Origin of the sequence: Phytobacter sp. V91 (assembly GCF_965644225.1) — a bacterium.
GTDB lineage: Bacteria > Pseudomonadota > Gammaproteobacteria > Enterobacterales > Enterobacteriaceae > CBFFRJ01.
The window spans coordinates 1-17,279 of the sequence record NZ_CBFFRJ010000110.1; the positions used below are offsets into that span (position 1 = coordinate 1).

General features: G+C 52.9%; 19 protein-coding genes and 1 pseudogene. 10 read left to right on the top strand and 10 right to left on the bottom strand.

Going from position 1 to position 17,279, the window contains the following annotated elements; genetic code table 11:
* Positions 1 to 480: 480 nt before the first annotated feature.
* Entirely contained in the window at positions 481 to 1,110 is a 630-nt protein-coding gene (locus tag ACSZO4_RS19230) for an NUDIX hydrolase (RefSeq protein WP_437890635.1), read from the bottom strand.
* 523 nt (positions 1,111 to 1,633) lie between these two features.
* On the opposite strand from ACSZO4_RS19230, the gene ACSZO4_RS19235 reads away from it, so the two are divergent.
* The 3 genes from ACSZO4_RS19235 to ACSZO4_RS19245 all read left to right on the top strand — a co-directional run bounded on the left by ACSZO4_RS19235 (position 1,634) and on the right by ACSZO4_RS19245 (position 3,194).
* The gene (locus tag ACSZO4_RS19235; RefSeq protein WP_437890636.1) at positions 1,634 to 2,443 is read left to right on the top strand and encodes an isocitrate lyase/PEP mutase family protein; all 810 of its coding nucleotides are present in this window, start codon (positions 1,634 to 1,636) and stop codon (positions 2,441 to 2,443) included.
* Positions 2,444 to 2,536: 93 nt separating this feature from the next.
* Positions 2,537 to 2,779: an HTH-like domain-containing protein gene (locus tag ACSZO4_RS19240; RefSeq protein WP_437890637.1), complete on the top strand. Its 243-nt coding sequence runs from the start codon at positions 2,537 to 2,539 to the stop codon at positions 2,777 to 2,779.
* Positions 2,780 to 3,026: 247 nt separating this feature from the next.
* A complete protein-coding gene (locus ACSZO4_RS19245; RefSeq protein WP_437890638.1) occupies positions 3,027 to 3,194 on the top strand; it encodes a hypothetical protein in 168 nt (55 codons plus the stop codon).
* Positions 3,195 to 3,568: 374 nt separating this feature from the next.
* On the opposite strand, the gene mgtS is transcribed toward ACSZO4_RS19245, so the two are convergent.
* Together mgtS and ftrA are read right to left on the bottom strand one after the other, a co-directional pair.
* Positions 3,569 to 3,664: a protein MgtS gene (gene mgtS / locus ACSZO4_RS19250; RefSeq protein ID WP_437890639.1), complete on the bottom strand. Its 96-nt coding sequence runs from the start codon at positions 3,662 to 3,664 to the stop codon at positions 3,569 to 3,571.
* 106 nt (positions 3,665 to 3,770) lie between these two features.
* A complete protein-coding gene (gene ftrA, locus ACSZO4_RS19255; RefSeq protein ID WP_437890640.1) occupies positions 3,771 to 4,772 on the bottom strand; it encodes a transcriptional regulator FtrA in 1,002 nt (333 codons plus the stop codon).
* 67 nt (positions 4,773 to 4,839) lie between these two features.
* Here ftrA and ACSZO4_RS19260 point away from each other — a divergent pair, with 67 nt between their 5' ends.
* From ACSZO4_RS19260 to ACSZO4_RS19270, 3 genes are all read left to right on the top strand, one after another.
* Positions 4,840 to 5,235, top strand: coding sequence for a rhodanese-like domain-containing protein (locus tag ACSZO4_RS19260; RefSeq protein WP_437890641.1), 396 nt, complete (start codon positions 4,840 to 4,842; stop codon positions 5,233 to 5,235).
* Between the two features lie 152 nt (positions 5,236 to 5,387).
* A complete protein-coding gene (locus tag ACSZO4_RS19265) occupies positions 5,388 to 6,491 on the top strand; it encodes a cobalamin-independent methionine synthase II family protein (RefSeq protein ID WP_437890642.1) in 1,104 nt (367 codons plus the stop codon).
* 149 nt (positions 6,492 to 6,640) lie between these two features.
* Positions 6,641 to 7,864 carry an MFS transporter gene (locus ACSZO4_RS19270; protein WP_437890643.1) on the top strand — a complete coding sequence of 408 codons (1,224 nt, stop codon included), beginning with the start codon at positions 6,641 to 6,643 and terminating at the stop codon, positions 7,862 to 7,864.
* Positions 7,865 to 7,866: 2 nt separating this feature from the next.
* On the opposite strand, the gene ydeE is transcribed toward ACSZO4_RS19270, so the two are convergent.
* Positions 7,867 to 9,063 carry an efflux MFS transporter YdeE gene (gene ydeE, locus ACSZO4_RS19275; RefSeq protein ID WP_437890644.1) on the bottom strand — a complete coding sequence of 399 codons (1,197 nt, stop codon included), beginning with the start codon at positions 9,061 to 9,063 and terminating at the stop codon, positions 7,867 to 7,869.
* Positions 9,064 to 9,260: 197 nt separating this feature from the next.
* Here ydeE and eamA point away from each other — a divergent pair, with 197 nt between their 5' ends.
* On the top strand, positions 9,261 to 10,160 hold the full coding sequence (gene eamA, locus ACSZO4_RS19280; RefSeq protein ID WP_437890645.1) for an O-acetylserine/cysteine exporter: 900 nt from the start codon (positions 9,261 to 9,263) through the stop codon (positions 10,158 to 10,160).
* Between the two features lie 37 nt (positions 10,161 to 10,197).
* On the opposite strand, the gene marB is transcribed toward eamA, so the two are convergent.
* Genes marB through marR form a run of 3 tightly spaced genes read right to left on the bottom strand, consistent with a single transcriptional unit; the run spans position 10,198 to position 11,276 of the window.
* On the bottom strand, positions 10,198 to 10,410 hold the full coding sequence (gene marB, locus ACSZO4_RS19285; RefSeq protein ID WP_437890646.1) for a multiple antibiotic resistance protein MarB: 213 nt from the start codon (positions 10,408 to 10,410) through the stop codon (positions 10,198 to 10,200).
* Between the two features lie 30 nt (positions 10,411 to 10,440).
* A complete protein-coding gene (marA, locus tag ACSZO4_RS19290) occupies positions 10,441 to 10,824 on the bottom strand; it encodes an MDR efflux pump AcrAB transcriptional activator MarA (RefSeq protein ID WP_437890647.1) in 384 nt (127 codons plus the stop codon).
* 17 nt (positions 10,825 to 10,841) lie between these two features.
* Positions 10,842 to 11,276, bottom strand: coding sequence for a multiple antibiotic resistance transcriptional regulator MarR (marR, locus tag ACSZO4_RS19295; RefSeq protein WP_437890648.1), 435 nt, complete (start codon positions 11,274 to 11,276; stop codon positions 10,842 to 10,844).
* Between the two features lie 240 nt (positions 11,277 to 11,516).
* Between marR and ACSZO4_RS19300 the strand changes: the two genes are divergently transcribed.
* Positions 11,517 to 12,191 (top strand): MarC family NAAT transporter, encoded by a 675-nt coding sequence (locus tag ACSZO4_RS19300; RefSeq protein WP_437890649.1) that lies wholly within the window; start codon positions 11,517 to 11,519, stop codon positions 12,189 to 12,191.
* Positions 12,191 to 13,339, top strand: a complete 1,149-nt coding sequence (locus ACSZO4_RS19305; protein ID WP_437890650.1) for an alpha/beta hydrolase — start codon at positions 12,191 to 12,193, stop codon at positions 13,337 to 13,339. The genes ACSZO4_RS19300 and ACSZO4_RS19305 overlap by 1 nt, the downstream gene beginning before the upstream one ends.
* Before the next feature lie 48 nt (positions 13,340 to 13,387).
* Here the strand turns inward: ACSZO4_RS19305 and ACSZO4_RS19310 are convergent, their stop codons facing one another.
* Positions 13,388 to 14,590, bottom strand: a complete 1,203-nt coding sequence (locus tag ACSZO4_RS19310) for a sugar transporter (protein WP_437890651.1) — start codon at positions 14,588 to 14,590, stop codon at positions 13,388 to 13,390.
* Positions 14,591 to 14,763: 173 nt separating this feature from the next.
* On the opposite strand from ACSZO4_RS19310, the gene ACSZO4_RS19315 reads away from it, so the two are divergent.
* Entirely contained in the window at positions 14,764 to 15,555 is a 792-nt protein-coding gene (locus ACSZO4_RS19315; RefSeq protein ID WP_437890652.1) for a PhzF family phenazine biosynthesis protein, read from the top strand.
* Between the two features lie 58 nt (positions 15,556 to 15,613).
* Here the strand turns inward: ACSZO4_RS19315 and ACSZO4_RS19320 are convergent, their stop codons facing one another.
* Positions 15,614 to 16,930: an MFS transporter gene (locus ACSZO4_RS19320; RefSeq protein ID WP_437890653.1), complete on the bottom strand. Its 1,317-nt coding sequence runs from the start codon at positions 16,928 to 16,930 to the stop codon at positions 15,614 to 15,616.
* A 61-nt stretch (positions 16,931 to 16,991) separates the two neighbouring features.
* Positions 16,992 to 17,213: pseudogene (locus ACSZO4_RS19325) on the bottom strand (NAD(P)-dependent oxidoreductase); the annotation flags it as partial.
* Between the last annotated feature and the right edge of the window lie 66 nt (positions 17,214 to 17,279).

Here is a 17,279-nt window from a genome sequence, read left to right on the forward strand (position 1 = left end):
TGGGCGGCTCATGGTTTGTCGGCGCCTTTGAGGCGCTCACCCTAAAGCCTCCGGCTCTGCCGGAGGATACTTACTCTGCAATTATGAGTAAAGCCCGTGGACGGGCTTTACTCACTATGCTGGTGAATCGTGGATTGAGTGAGTAACGCACTTTTAGCCAGAAAACAGAACCGGGCCTGATGCCCGGTTCTCGCCTGCGTCGGCGTGTATTCCATTCGTCCGTGTACTCAGTATGCTCAGATGATAGTGCTATCAGTAATCGCCTTCGAAATCCCGCATTCGTGACAGGACTGCAAGCAGTGCGATACCACCCGGAAGGGCTGCGAAACAAATCACAACGAACATTACAGTCATTACCATTTCCTCACTGACTGTTGCACAAGAGAAGGGCTGGGCTGTTGCAGTTCGGAGCCTATCAAGTAAATGTTGCAGTTTGATTATGAGCAGACCTGTCGTAATGCGAGTGGGCTCTTTTGTCTGCTAATCAAACCACGCGGGCTTGTCGCTGGTGGCAATATCAACGCTGGTTAAAATTAATTCAGGCACGATTCGCGTGAGCGAAAGTTCTGGTAATTTATTGATATCGAAAAACTTAACGTCCAGGGATTCATAGCTGGTAGTGATTTCTCCGCCATACTCTTCGCACAGGAAAATGACTTTGTAGACATGCCAGGGATAAGGTGGATGGTTATGCTGATTTCTGTCCCAAATCCCCAGTAATTTTGTCGCCTTGACCTGCAAACCGGTCTCTTCCAGAACCTCACGACATACTGCTGCAGAAGGCGCATCACCCACATCAACCCAGCCGCCAGGCAGACTCCAGAGACCATCATCAGACTCTCTAACCATCAGCAGTTTACCTTCACGTAGCACAATGGCGCGTACGTCCGTTTTAGGCGTGGCATAGCCTTCATCCGGGATATGAAGGCTGGAAAATTGTTCAGCACTGAGATCAAAATTTGATGAGAGCAGCTCGAAGGCTATTTTTCTGAGTGCTTCGTATCGCTCTTTGTCAAACACGCCTGTGGAATACTGCAATCCGGTCTGCGCGATAGCTTGCACCTGCTGCGCGAGTTTGTTTATTTCTTCACTTGTCAAAACTTTAGACACACTCTGATACCTCCTCTGGTTAGGTTTGCTCGATGTTAAGGCATGGTAGCAGCTCTGCGTGTTAAGCTCACCCGCGCTGAGGCTGACTTGTACCAGGGATGATGCCATGTTTCCGTTCAGTGGATGTCATGCTGGCGGAAATGCAAAGAATATCCGCTGCATTTCAATTACGATTGGTTTTCACTAATGCGCATGAGGACAGTAGGATGCCAGAACAATATTTCGGTAACGGTGCAAGGGAAGAAGAACGAAAATGCCGTCTTGCAATCCAGGCGGCCCTGGAGATATCGAAAGCTGCCGTTTCTTCATCAACCGCCAATTCAGGGCTCCGTAGCCAGATGGATTTGCGAAATGTTGCGCAAGAGGTTCCTCGTTAGCGGACGCCATCCAGGATGCTCTTGAAGAAAGTGAATAAGCCTCCAGGTCAACTTTATTAGTCATTAAACAGAACCGGCCGAATCCCCGGTTTTTTTGTCCGTCAGGTTGCTGACTTGTGGACATAACATGGCCTCAGGAGGCTGCAATGAGTGAAAAAAGCAGGATTTTTCGTCTTCTTCACGAATCGCCAGAAGCCTTTGTCATCCCCAATCCTTGGGATGCGGGCACTGCCCGAATACTGGAAAAAATGGGCTTCCAGGCGCTGGCCACCACCAGCGCCGGGCTGGCATTTTCGCTGGGATTACCCGAGGGTCAGGTTCCCTGGCATATGACGCTGCAACATTGCCGGGCGCTGGTTGCCGCAACCACGCTTCCTGTCTCTGCGGATCTGGAAAAAGGGATCGGCGACTCGCCGCAAAGTGCTGAAGAATCAATACAAATGGCCATTGAAACCGGGCTTGCTGGCTGCTCGCTGGAGGATTACAGCGGCCTGCCCGAGGCGCCGATTTTCGACCTTAATCTCGCCAGTGAGCGAATTGCGGCGGCGGTAAGCCAGCGCAATACCCTTGACCGCGACTTTGTGATCACTGCCCGCGCTGAGAATTTTTTGTGGGGTAATAAAGATCTCGATAAGACCATTCTGCGCTTGCAGGCCTTTGAGCAAGCCGGAGCGGATGTGCTTTATGCCCCTGGCATTGATGATCTGTCGATGATTAAAACCCTGTGCCAGTCAGTGAGCAAACCGGTTAACGTGGTGATGGGGCTGCCGGGAAACTTGTTCAGCGTCGCGGAACTGGCCGATGCGGGCGTCAGGCGGATTAGCGTCGGCGCATCAATGGCGAGGCTGGCCTACGGTGCATTTGTTCAGGCGGCAACGGAAGTGAACACCGCAGGAACCTTTTGCTATTCCCGCGAGGCGCTAAGTTTTGCTGAACTCGACGCTTTTTTCCGCTGAGAGAATATTTCCCGATAATCAAATTCAAGGACTGCAAATCGATGAGCTGCTGTGCTAAAAGGGAGGTGGCATCAATTTCATAAGGCAGTCTTAATGGATAGCGAACAGGAAATTTATGCGGCGATAAGAAAAGCGCTCAGTGAGGCTGCGCCACGGGCAAAGTATGCAGAAATGCATCTGCAACTCATTAAATATGCTGATCAATTAAAACATCTTCCCCGGGAAGAGATCTGCGATGGAATAGGAATCAACCAGTCATTTCGAACCGTAGTCGCCAAAATGTTCAAGATTGTCGAGCGGCTAAAAGCCGCAGGGCTGGATACCCGCAAAATCTGAGAATCGCCCGGATTGATCAAAAGTTAACCGGTGCTAAAGATGAAGGGCCGGGAATACTATGCCAATTATGGCACCCATGGCCGGGTGCGTTTATTATGCCAGGTTAAAGCCATGTTTTATTTATGGTCTTTATTGAGTGTTTTCCCAAATTGAATCAATAGCTGATCTTTATCATTACGTCTTTGTTTACGCCGTCTACACTATCTGTATAGCAAGAATGAACTGAAGATCGTAAGCAGGGGGTTTTATGAGATGGATTCTTTATAAAAAGAAATGGCATCGTTTAACAACCATTATCTCGGGTCATGAATATCGACTGGCTATCCCTGAGGAGCGTACCGCAGTGACCGTCGATCGTAATGGACTGGGAAGGGTTGTTCGCGCCCACTATGGGCTTAATACACACAGCGCATAACCGTAATCCGTTAACCCTTAAAGCTCTGGCAACCGCTGGAGCTTTTTTGTGGCGATGAATATAAAGTTGCTGCGATCCTGGTTTGCCTGCCACAGCATGATGATCATCACAGATTAAGTCCTTCGTCTGGCATTCCGGCCAGTAAAGTCGGCTTCGTTTAGGTTCCATTGAATATGACGTGGGTAGATTGTTACTCGTTTCGCGAATCTCCGCCAAAAGAGCGGGATGACGGAAAAAACATAACACAGATCTATCCATGCAAGCATTTGACCGTCAGTCTTCTGGCGGTTTTTTTTTGCCTGTCGCCAGAGAAAAGAAAGGCCCCTTATGCCGTGACATAAGGGGCCTTTACGTGCAGGGAATATCACCGTTCATCAGTCATCCCATTTATGGCTAAAATATGCAGCAAGGAAACCGGAAAATAAGATGATTCCCAATACTGCGATAAAGACGTGCATATTCTCAAACATGGTTACTCTCCCAATAAATATTACTTATTTTTCATTTACCTTAATCGTGGTGGCGACAGGAGAGAGAATAACGTATTGAATCTAAACAAAAGCTGAATTATGTGAATTATTTATCGGGAAGGGTAAATTTCCGCCGATATTCCAGCGGGGAAAGCGCAAAGTGCTGGTGAAAATGGCGGCGTAAAGAGGCGGCATGATTAAATCCGGCGTGGGCTGCAATAACCTCAACCCCCATTTGCGACTGCGTGAGTAACGTTTTGGCGCGATGTAAACGTTCCTCCAGGATCCAGCGGGCAGGGGTGGTGCCTGTTGACTCTTCAAAGCGACGTAAAAAAGTACGCGGACTCATTCCGGCACGGCTGGCAAGCGATGCAACCGTATGGTGCGCGGTCAGCTGCTGATGGAGAAAATCAAATATCTGTCCCAACGCCTGGCTCTCACGCGAGCGGGCCACCGGACCTGGGATCTGCTGAGTCTGCATGCCGTCACGGTGAGGCTGAACCACCAGCCGACGCGCTACCTTATTCGCCACTTCCCGGCCAAAATCTTCGCGCACAATATGCAGACACAAATCGATACCTGCGGCACTGCCTGCTGAGGTCATGACCTTGCCCTCGTCGTAGTACAGGGCATCTTCCAGCACTTCTGTCTGCGGATAGCGCTGGCGCAGCAGTTCGGTATAGCGCCAGTGGGTGGTGGCTTTGCGCCCGTTGAGTAAACCGGCGGCGGCGAGAACAAAGACCCCCGAACAAATAGAGACGATACGGCAGCCGCGTTGGTGTGCAGCCTGAAGCGCCTGGCACAGCGCCTCAGGAACAAGTGATTCCGCCCCGCGCCAGCCGGGGACCACAATGGTCTGCGCCTGGGAAAGCAGTTCCAGCCCGCCTTCAGTCATGATGCGAATGCCGCCGGTGGCATGCAGTGGGCCTTCGTCTACTGCGGCGACGGCGAAGCGATACCAGTTATCGCCAAGTTCAGGGCGAGGCAGACCAAATATCTCTACGGCCACCCCAAATTCAAAGGTGCAAAGGCCATCGTAAGCCAGCACCACGACCTGATGTGGCGGCCGGGATCCTGAAATTGTCATCTTTTTGCTGTTTTCTGTCATAACGCTAGGCAGTCGGCGGTTGGGGTATTCGTTAAAGTAGTGTTAACACAAACACGGAGAAAACACGATGAGCACAGTAACCGACTTTCCCGCCGCATCACCAGAAGAAGCAGTGGGCCATTTTTTGCGCCGTCTAAGCGTCGAGACGGACTGCGCCGATGTGCATGATGCGCTGGCGCATCATGACCAGGACTTTGTGCTGCTTCATGTGGTGGGAAGCGAGGAGGTCTTTGCCCGTCGCCATATCCCCGGGGCCATCCATTTGCCTCATCGGGCGATGACCCCGGAACGCATGGCGCAGTGGCCGAAAGATACGCTGTTTGTTGTTTACTGCGCCGGGCCGCACTGTAACGGCGCTGACCGGGCGGCACTGAAGCTGGCGCGGATGGGGCTGGGGGTAAAAATTATGATCGGGGGGATAACCGGCTGGCAGGATGAGGGCTTCAGTTTTGCCGCAAGTTGAATTTTTTTCATGTGCCATGAATTAATCTCGGTTGCCCATAAATCCTGCCTGTGACATGTTATTTGGACATTTAGCCATCCAGATGTCTAAAAATTCAAATAATGAACTATCACGCCGGGAAATTACTTCTCCCGGCGCGCGAGGAGAACACCATGCAGCGACAACAGGCTCCCTTCCGTGCTGACGTAGTCGGCAGTTTTTTACGCCCGGACAGCATCAAACATGCGCGTCAGCAGTTCGCCGAGGGGGCGATCAGCGCCCAACAGCTGCGTGCGGTTGAGGATGAGGCTATCCGTCATGTGGTGCAGTCACAATGCGAGTGCGGCTTACATGTGGTCACTGACGGTGAGTTTCGCCGCGCCTGGTGGCACTTCGACTTTTTTGATGGCCTGCAGGGCGTAGAGCGCTACGAATCTGAGCAGGGCATCCAGTTTAACGGCGTGCAAACTAAAGCCCACAGCGTGCGGGTGACCGGCAAACTGGCTTTCGGCGACCACCCAATGCTGGAAGATTTCCGCTACCTGAAAAGCATCAGTGGCGACGCCCAGCCTAAAATGACCATCCCAAGCCCCAGCGTGCTGCATTTCCGCGGCGGGCGTAAGGGCATCGATGCCCAGGTTTACCCTGAACTGGATGCGTACTTTGACGACCTGGCGACTACCTGGCGTGATGCTATCCATGCTTTTTATGATGCGGGCTGTCGCTATCTGCAGCTTGATGACACCGTCTGGGCGTACCTGTGTTCTGACGAGCAGCGCCGCCAGATTGCTGAGCGTGGCGACGACGCCGACGAACTGGCGCGCATTTATGCCCGGGTGCTGAATAAAGCGCTGGAAGGGAAACCGGATGACCTGACCATTGGTCTGCATGTCTGTCGCGGTAACTTCCGTTCCACCTGGATCTCCGAAGGCGGTTATGAGCCGGTGGCCGAAATCCTCTTCGGCAGCGTCAATGTTGACGCCTTCTTCCTCGAATATGATAACGATCGCTCGGGTGATTTTGCGCCGCTGCGTTTTGTGCGTCCGGGCAAGCAGCAGGTGGTGCTGGGGTTGATCACTACCAAAAATGGGGAACTGGAGAACCCGGAAGGGATCAAAGCCCGTTTACAGGAAGCCGCACAATACGTGGATCTCAGCCAGATTTGTCTCAGCCCGCAGTGTGGTTTTGCCTCAACCGAGGAGGGCAATTCCCTGACACCTGCGCAACAATGGGATAAAGTACGCCTCGTGACCCAAATTGCAGAGCAGGTCTGGTAAGTCAGACGCACTGAGTTCATCCATTTTTTAAACGGACATATGGGGAGATCCCGTATGTCCGTTTTGTCGTTTGTGGGTCACTGCGAAGAGATATTTATAACAAGGAGTGAAGCAATGTCGATTTTTTACTGGCTGGCAGGGAGCATGAAGTGAGTCCGCAACGCGCATTACACTCATCCTCTTTTCGTCATCTCTTTTTTGCCCGCCTGCTGACGGTGCTCGGCAACGGTATCGCCCCCATTGCTCTGGCGTTCGCAGTGCTGGATATTGGCGGATCGGCTGCCGACCTCGGTCTGGTGGTTGCCGCGCGATCGTTGTTTAACGTCGCCTTTTTATTGCTGGGTGGAGTGCTGGCCGATCGCTATTCGCGCAGCGTGGTGATGGTCTCCTCGTCGCTGGCAGCCGCGGTTTCGCAAGGCGTCGTGGCCTGGGTGGTACTGGATGGCAGCGCGACAATTCCTCTACTTGCTATCCTGGGCGCGCTCAACGGCGCCGCCGCCGGGATTGCCTTACCAGCATCTTCTGCCATGGTGCCGCAAACGGTGCCGGTTCGTAACCTGCGCGAAGCCAACGCGTTGATTCAGCTCGGCGTATACGGGGGAACGGTGATTGGCGCGTCAATGGGAGGACTGCTGACCAGCGCCATTGGGCCGGGCTGGGGTCTGGCTATTGATGCCCTGGGCTTTGCCCTCGCCGCGCCGCTTTATCAGCGGATCCGGGTTAACGCAATGCAGGCTGAAAACAGCGCCTCGAACATTTTGCAGGATCTGCGCGAAGGCTGGAAAGAGTTTATCGCCCGCAGTTGGGTGTGGGCGATTGTCGTGCAGTTCACCATTATCAACGCAGCCTTTAGCGGCGTGGTGATGGTGCTGGGGCCGATAGTGGCCGACAGCTCCTTTGGCCGCACGGGCTGGGGATTTATTGTGGCGGCGCAAAGCATCGGCCTGATTGCCGGATCGCTTATCGCGCTGCGCTGGCGGCCTCGCCGCGACCTGCTGATTGGAGTTATTCTGGTGGCGTTTTGCGCCGTGCCGATGGTGATTCTCGGTTTTTACCCCTCAACACTGCTGCTGATGGGCGCTTTCTTTATGGCAGGCGTAGGTTTTGGCCAGTTTGGCGTGGTCTGGGCGCAATCCCTGCAAACCCATATCCCCGCGCAAAAGCTGGCGCGGGTTTATGCTTATGATGCGATGGGCTCTTTTATCGCCATTCCGGTCGGTGAGATTGCCGCCGGGCCGCTGGCGTTACAGTTTGGCAGCCCGACGGTATTAGCCGCCTGTGCGGTTGCGGTCGTGCTGGCAACCCTGGTCACCAGCTTTACCCCGTCTATCCGCCAGTTGGATAACCGCCCACAGCTGCGGGCTCAATCTTAATGTTACTGGCTGCCACTCATCTGTAATTGGGGCAGGGGTTTTGCCTGGATGCCGCGGATCATCGCGCACCAGGCAAAAAAGACCACCAGCATCAGGATAACGAACAGCGACCAGCCGGGCAGTGATGCCAGAATCACCCCGGTCAACATCGGGTTCATCGCCGCGCCTAACCAGCCCAGCGCCTGGGCGGAGAAGTAACTGGCTTTCATGCCCGGCGGGGCAATGTTGTCGATCAACATATATTCACCCGGGGCGTAGATGATTTCGCCGATGGTAAAGACCGCCACCGATAGTCCCCACAGCCACAGGTTGTCACCTGAAAACATAAAGCCCGCCAGCCCCAGAATGAAGCTCAAGGTTCCGAGCGTCATCAGCGGCCGCAGGTTTGAGGCATTCAGTCGGCGGCCAATGGCATATTGCAGTGTCACCACCATCGCGGCATTCACCGGCAAAATGACCGCCACCACTTTTTCCGCAAATTCGTTGTCAGCAACCGACATCAGGTACTGAGAAATACAGGAGGCAAAGGATCCGGCCACAAAGGAGGCCAGAAAACCGGAGAAGGTGAACCAGCGTAAGGCTCTGTCCTGCAACAGCACTGACGGTGACCAGGCCACGCTATTCTCTTCACGGCGCATCACCGAAATACGCTGGACGCACAGCTGAATAAGCACCACCGGGATCGCCGAGCAGGTCGCCGCCAGCAGAAAGGGCAAATTGAGGTTATACATCACCAGAAACGTGCCCAGTGGCGGGCCGACGGTCCAGCCGACGTTGATCACGCTGTAATTGAGGGAGAAAATTTTTGCTTTTGCCGTGGCGCCCAGGGTGTCGGAGAAATAGGCTTTCACCACGGTTGAAAAGACCGAGTAAGCGCAGTTAATCATCGAGAAAAACAGCACCACCAGCCCCGGATGATTAACCACCGGTATGGCGGCAAAGCCGACTAAAAAGACGGACACCGCCAGTACCATATAGCGCTTTTTATCGAACTTATCGGCGAGGATGCCAAACCCCAGGCTAAATAAAACCCCGATGGTCAGAGCGGCGGTCAGGGCATAACCGACCTGCTCGACGCTCATTGCATACTGGCGATTGAGGTAGATGGTCATAAAAGGCAGCGTTGCGCCGCGACCAATGGTTAACAGCAACGACGACGCCAGTAAGGCGAAGATAGAGCGCTTTTGAGTTGAAATCATTTCCCTGCCCGACAATGCTTGTTGTTATAGCTTTTTGTGATGTCTAACAGCAATAACATGCATAAAGCGTGATGCACAATGGTTGATTTATTGGATTATGCGAAATCTGACCTGCCAATATTAATGATCTGTCTCTGGACTGAATTTTGCGTTAACGTAAATTCTTTACAAAAGCTGAACAAACACTGAGGCAATGAATGACGCGTAAAGATGGGTTTCTGGCGCTGTTGGTGGTGGTGGTATGGGGCCTGAATTTTGTGGTAATTAAAGTCGGGTTGCATAATATGCCGCCGTTAATGCTGGCCGGATTACGCTTTGTTCTGGTGGCCTTTCCGGCCCTGCTTTTTGTGACCCGTCCTAAGGTTCCGCTGAGCTTGCTCCTTGGCTATGGGTTAACCATCAGCTTTGGGCAGTTTGCGTTTCTCTTCAGCGCGATCAAATTTGGCATGCCGGCGGGGCTGGCATCATTAGTGCTCCAGGCGCAGGCGTTCTTTACGATAATCCTCGGCGCGGGCGTATTTGGCGAACGCTTACAGGCAAAACAGTTGGTCGGGATAACCCTGGCTGTTGTCGGGGTTCTGGTGCTGATCGAGTCCAGCCTCAATGGGCAACAGGTGCCATTGATTGGCTTTATCCTCACTCTGTCGGGGGCGTTTTGCTGGGCCTGCGGCAATATCTTCAACAAAAAAATTATGCAGCACAGTTCCCGCCCGGCAGTGATGTCGCTGGTGGTATGGAGTGCGCTGATCCCCATTGTGCCCTTTATGGTCGCCTCGCTGATATTCGATGGCCTGGCGCTAATGCTTCAGAGCCTGGTCTCTATCGATACGACCACGGTGTTGTCGCTGGTGTATCTGTCGTTTGGCGCAACCATCGTCGGCTACGGGATCTGGGGGGCATTGATGGGGCGTTATGAAACCTGGCGTGTGGCGCCTTTGTCCCTGCTGGTTCCGGTCGTGGGGCTGGGCAGTGCGGCGGTATTACTGAATGAGTCTATGTCGGTGCTGCAACTGGCGGGTGCGCTACTGGTGATGGCGGGGCTGTATATCAACGTCTTCGGGTTTCGTCTGCGGCGGGCAGTGGCGGTGAAATCATAGGCTGAAAAAAAGCCCCGCAAAAGCGGGGCAAACAAAGTCAGGTGCGAGAATTGTAATACGCAACACCCAACTTATCGGATTTGTCACTGCCGGTTCCCATATGGTTGAAGTCGAAAGGGGACTTGTCGTGGGCAGTGGGCATCACCATCACGTCGCGATTTGGCGGGGTGGGGTGAGCGAATTGCTCCGCATAACTCTGGCCGGAAAATAACACCATAAGGGTGATGGCGGCACAGGTGATACGTTTCATGATTTCCTCGATACGTCTTAAAGCAGGCGATTAGTAACTACAGTTATTGATGGGGAACAGATACCGGTTTTCACCGGGAATATTCGTGACACGATACTTATGCGGCGGGACATCAAAATAGTTTTTGAACGTCCGGGTCAGGGTCTGTTGCGATTCAAACCCATAGCGCTCCGCAAGATACAGGATCGGCTCATTACTTTGTTTCAGCTTTTGTGCGATTTCAGTCAGCTTACGGCTGCGGATGTATTGACCAAGCGAATGGCCGGTTTCTTTTTTAAACATCCGTTGCAGGTGCCATTTCGAATAACCTGAACGTTCAGAGACGCGCTCAAGCGACATCGGAGATTCCAGGTTCTCTTCAATCCAGCCCAAAATGCTATGAATAGTGATGGCGTCAGTATTGCGTCTGGACATCGTCATACCTCTTTGTTTTACGGCAAGACTTTCTTGAGTAAGTACTCAAGGGTTGCCACTTCGTCTGCCGATAAGTTTTTTGTTAATTCCTGGTGCAGGTCTTGCCCTACTAATTGGTGACATTGCTCAATAAGCGCTTTGCCTTCGGTGGTTAATTGCACCAGCACACCACGCTTATCGTGCGGATTCGGGTGACGTTCGATCCAGCCTTTGCAGACCAGCCTGTCCAGCATGCGCGTCAATGCACCCAGATCGACCGACAACACTTTCTTTAACTCAACCGGAGTAATGCAGACCTGACAGCGGATAGAGCAAAGCACCTTAAATTGCGTTGCTGTAATATCAAACGGTGAAAGGTAGTCGTTCAATAAACGATCTTTTTTCTGGTTGACCATATGGATCAAGCGACCAAGTGGAATAATTTCGTTAAACAGATCACTTGTGCTTTTCACAATGGTTGCCCCGGCAAGTAGATTAATCACGGCAGATATTATTGCCGGGGCAAGTATATGTCAACTGAAGTAATAAGCTTATGCCACGAATTGCTAAAGTCAGGCGGCGTGGATTTTTAATAGTGGAAATCTGTGTGATTTTTCATATATAAATCAATAGTTTGTAAAGCAAAGTGCCTCAGATATGAGGATGACGATATACTTGCCGGTACGATTGGCTCTGCGGGAGTGTGCTGTTAGATGATGGATTTATTAAAAGCAATTGGCCTGGGTCTGGTGGTGTTACTGCCGCTGGCAAACCCGTTAACCACCGTAGCACTCTTCCTGGGTCTGGCGGGGAACATGAACAGCGCCCAGCGTAATCAGCAGTCGAAGATGGCCTCCATCTACGTCTTTGTCATCATGATGGTGGCTTACTATGCTGGTCAGCTGGTGATGAATACCTTTGGTATCTCAATTCCAGGTTTGCGTATTGCCGGCGGGCTGATTGTGGCCTTTATCGGCTTTCGTATGCTGTTTCCGCCGACAAAAACCCATGTCTCGCCGGAAGTGCGGAGCAAATCAGAACAGCTGGAAGATGAACCCTCGGCGAACATTGCTTTTGTACCTCTGGCGATGCCCAGCACCGCTGGTCCCGGCACCATTGCGATGATTATCAGCTCTGCGGCCACCGTGCGCGACTCGACCGCCTTTCCTCAGTGGGTTATCTGGGTTGCTCCGCCGCTGATTTTTGCCTCCGTCGCGGTGGTATTGTGGGGATCGCTGCGCAGTTCCGGGACCATTATGCGGCTGGTGGGTAAGGGAGGTATTGAAGCTATCTCCCGCCTGATGGGTTTCCTGCTGGTCTGTATGGGGGTGCAATTTATCATTAATGGCGTGCTGGAAATTGTCGCTAAATTCCCGGCAACCCACTGATGAAGCCGTTTAGCTGCATTCTTCTCGCTCTGACTCTGCTGCTGGCCGGTTGCCAGCAACAGCAACGTGAGCAGCCCTTGGGGCAGCAAAGCTTTACTGAGTATCAGCAACAGACCCGGGCCTGGGTTGCCAGCCACCGGGCATTCCAGACGCTGGATAAAACCAGCGAGTTGCAGTGGAACAGCCCTCAGGAGTGGAAACCCGCAGGCAAAGCCATGCGCGGCATCCTGCTGATCCATGGTCTGGGCGATGCGCCAGGCTCGTTCACCGATATTGCGCCGGAACTGGCAAAGCAGGGCTTTCTGGTGCGCTCAGTGCTGCTGGCAGGCCATGGCACGCGTCCTGCTGATATGCTGCATGTCAGCGTTGACCAGTGGCGGCAGGTGGTCAGTGAACAGGCTGCTATCCTGCAAAAAGATGTAGGTGAGGTATGGCTGGGAGGTTTTTCAACGGGCGGCAACCTGGCGCTGGAATATGCGATGCAGCATCCACAGATACAGGGACTGCTACTCTTCTCCCCGGCGATCAAATCCAGTACCGGGTATGATTTCCTCGCTCCGGCGGCGGCGCTGTTTCGCGACTGGCTGCGCCCACCGAGCGCTATTTTCCCGCAGCAGATTGCGACCCGCTATCTGCGCGTGCCCACCAACGGTTTTGCCCAGTACTATCACACCAGCGCTTCGGCGCAGGATCTTATCGCCCGCCAGCGCTATAGCAAGCCGGTATTGATGGTACTCAGTGAGCATGATTCGGTCCTCAATACCCGCTGGATCCTCGACCATTTCGATGCCGTCTTCACCCATCCGGCAAGCCGCGTTATCTGGTATGGCGAGCCCCAGCCTGAGCTTCGTCATACCGAACGCGTCAAGGTGAAGCCGGACTTTTTACCCGAACAACGCATCAGCCAGTTTTCGCATATGTCGGTACTGTTTTCACCGCGTAATCCGCTCTACGGGCGTAAGGGCAGTGTGCTTCTCTGCGCGAACGGTCAACCGGATGACGCCACCCGGCGTTGCCTCAACGGCGATGAAGTGTGGTATTCCGACTGGGGGCTGGTAGAAAAAGATAAAGTTCACGCCAGACTCACATGGAACCCGTGGTTCGACTGGCAGACGCAGGTAATAAAAGACGTGGTATCGGGGAGTTAAACAGAAGGGATGAAAGCCGGAGAAAGACTCTCCGGCCTGCGCGCCATCTTACATATGATGAGGCTGCTGGTTATCTTCCAGCGACACTGGCCAGCGGCGGAAAATGATAACCGACCAGACCAGCGCGGCTACCGCCGGGATTGCCCCCGCATAGCCAATGGCCGACATCGACCATTGCAGGCTGATCTGGTTGCCTACCAGCGCGCCCGCGCCAATACCAATATTGAAAATCCCGGAGAACAGCGCCATCGCCACGTCGGTGGCATCCGGCGCCAGCGCCAGCACTTTAACCTGCATCCCAAGGCCGATAATCATGATTGCCACGCCCCAGAACACGCTGAGGATGATCAGCTGTTGTTCGCTACCCGCCGCAGAGCGCAGGAACAGCAGAGAGAGCACCAGCAGGCCAATAGCGCCGCTTATCAGCAATGAGGCATATTTGTTGCCGAGTTTGCCGAACAGCACGCTGCCGACAATGCCCGCGCCGCCGAGGATCAACAGCAGTACGGTGGCGAAATTACCGCTAAAACCCGCCACGTCGCGGACAAAGGGTTCGATATAGCTGTAGGCGGTGTAATGCGCCGTGACCACCACCACCGTCAGCAGATAAATACTCAGCAGCGCCGGGCGACGAAACAGTTCAGGCAGGCTGCGCAGGGAGCCGGAATGCTCACTCGGCAGTTCAGGCAACAGCTTGATCAGACAAACCAGGGTCACCAGCGCGCCAAAGCCGATGGCAAAGAAGGTGGTGCGCCAGCCGAAGTATTGCCCGACAACGCGGCCAATGGGGATCCCCAGCACCATCGCCAGCGCGGTACCGGTGGCAATCAAACTCAGCGCCTGGGCGCGTTTGCCAGCCGGTGCCAGACGAATCGCCAGCGACGCGGTGATCGACCAGAAAATGGCGTGGGCGAAGGCGATACCAATCCGGCTTATCACCAGCACCTTAAAGTCCCAGGCCAGGAACGACAGCACATGGCTACCAATAAACAGGACAAAAAGGGCAATCAGTAGCTTACGACGCTCAATCTGGCTGGTCAGCAGCATAAAGGGCAACGACATCAACGCCACAACCCAGGCGTAGATGGTCAGCATAATGCCCACCTGCGGCGTCTCCATATTAAAACTTTGCGCAATGTCCGACAGCAGCCCTACGGGCACGAACTCAGTGGTATTAAAAATGAATGCCGCAACCGCGAGCGTAACCACCCGTAGCCACGCGACTTTTCGTGAAACCAGTTGTGTTGTCATAGTGTTTTGGGGTTCGTTGCGAGGAGAAGAAATTAGGCTGATCTTAGATCCATTTCTGCTCAAAATACAAACATTTTGTGACGAATGTCTCAATTTTTATCGAGGGTGAAAAAAGCGGGTTGAATGTGATAGAAATAGAAGCGAAAAACAAAAGTAAAACAAGAGGAAAGGCTATGCACACAATCGATTTTTACATGGTAGATGCTTTTAGTGACCGCACCTTTGGCGGGAACGCCGCCGCAGTCTGCCCGCTTACCGAATGGCTGCCGGACGCGCAGTTACTGAAAATGGCCCAGCAGCATAACCAGTCAGAGACGGCGTTTTTTGTGCGCAATGACACCGGCTACGAACTGCGCTGGTTTACCACCCAGTATGAAATTAACCTGTGCGGGCACGCCACCCTCGCGGCTGCACACGTCATTTTTGAGTATCTGGATTTCCCGGACACGCAGATTAATTTTGAGACCCGTTTTGTCGGGCCGCTGACCGTCACCCGCAAAGGGGACTGGCTGACGCTCGACTTCCCGGCATGGGAAACGGAAGTGGTGGATACGCCACCGGCGCTGCTGTTCGAGACGCTGGGCATCAACAGCGCCAAAGAAGTCCGCGTAGCGCGTGATTACATGGTGGTGCTGGAAAATCAGCAGCAGGTGGAAGCCATCAAGCCGGATATCGCCGGGATGATACCGCTGGGCAAAATGGTCTGCATTACCGCACCTGGCGATACGGACGATTTCGTCAGTCGCTTCTTCTGCCCGGGTGAAGCTGTCGCGGAAGATCCGGTCACCGGATCCTCTCACAGCATGCTCATTCCATACTGGGGCAAAACCCTGGATAAAACCCTTATGCAGGCGCGTCAGGTCTCGGCCCGTGGCGGAGATTTACGCTGTGAATGGCTCGGGGACAGAGTGCTGATTGGCGGCCAGGCGACGACCTATCTGATCGGTAAAGTTTATTTGCGCTAAAAAAATCACCCGGCAGATGTCTAAGAACCTGTCTGCCGGGTTTTTCTCAAATCACGGATTAGCTCTGTTTGACCGTATTAAGGCCGGTAACCGGATCGTTATCGACAATGGGTTCGATTTTGCCCAGCAGGAACAGGTAATTAAGAATACCAATTACCACAAGTCCGGCAGAAAATACCAGTGCCCAGGTGAAGGAACCAGTGGCAGCGACGATCGCCCCCGTCACGATAGGACCAACGGCCCCCCCGAGATTTGACACGGTATTTTGCAAACCCGCCACAATTGACACACTGTTTTTCGGGGCGACATCGCCCGGCATTGCCCACACTTGTGAAGCCGCAACCGTCGTTCCTGATTTGGCGACGCACAGCAGGAATACCGTCATGATCACCGAGTCAGTAAAGGGCGCAAAGCCAATACAAAGCGCCATTAACAGACCAATCGTCAGGAACAGTTTGCGCGTAGCAGTCAGGGACAAGATCTTTTTGTGCACGATGCGATCGGATGCCCAGCCTGCAAAGACTTCAATCACCATGCCGCAGAGTAAGGGCAGTGCGGCGACCATCCCCATTTTAATGAAGTCCATACCTTTATCTTTGACCAGATAAGTAGGCAGCCAGGTGATAAAGAAGTAGGAGGTATAGTTTATGGTGAAGAACCCAATGCACATGGCCCAGATGTTGCGGTAGCGCAATAACTTATACCATTTCATTGGCAGGACGGATTTGTCCCCGTGTTTTTGCGCCTGTCCATCCCGAATATGCCGGATTTCCTCCTGGCTTATTTTTTTGTGATCTTCGGGGTTTTCAGAATAAATAAAATACCATGCAATAACCCAGAACAGGCCGATACCACCAATAATCAGGAATGTCAGTCGCCAGTCGAAGGTATAAATCATCCAGACAATTAACGGCATGGCGACGGCACCGCCAAATTTCGATGCGCTGTCGAACAAACCTGACACAGTCGCACGCTCTTTATCCGGGAACCAGCGCGCGGCGATCCCGGCATTACTTGGATAGGCCGCAGCTTCACCCACGCCCAGTGCCAGTCGAAGCGCAAGTAATGATTTAAATCCGGTCGCGACCCCCATCAATGATGTGGCGATTGACCACCATGCAACGGCAATCCCTAATCCTTTTTTCTGGCCATAGCGATCGGCAAACCAACCCGCCGGAATTTGTAATAGCGAATAGGACCAGAAGAAGGCCGCCATAATAAAGCCCATCATTTCCGGATCTAATTTTAATTCATCGATGAGATGAGGGGCCGCGGCAGATAAAACAGTGCGATCAATATAGTTAATGGCAATGGCCAACCACATTAAACCGGCTATCCACCAGCGAATACGCGTCTTAGTGGCGATATTATTCATATGTAGGCTCATAATCAGATGTTCATTAAAAGTGGAAATGCCATAACATTTCCACACAAAATCACAAAGAGTTCATTACATTGCCAGGGCGTTGATGCTTAATAACACATTCGATAATGTTATTGACGCAACGCTCACTGATCCCACTAATCGCACCGTCGGTATAACCGGCAATATGTGAAGTAGGGAGGAAGTTTTCCAGGGTAAATAATGGATGTTCGTTACATGACTCGGTATCAAAAACATCGGCCGCCGCACCAGAAATTATCTGGTTGCTTAAGGAAGGTGCGATTTAATCGGTGGGGTTCAGTGGAGTCCTTATCTGTATTAGCCTTACCTTAGCTGAGCT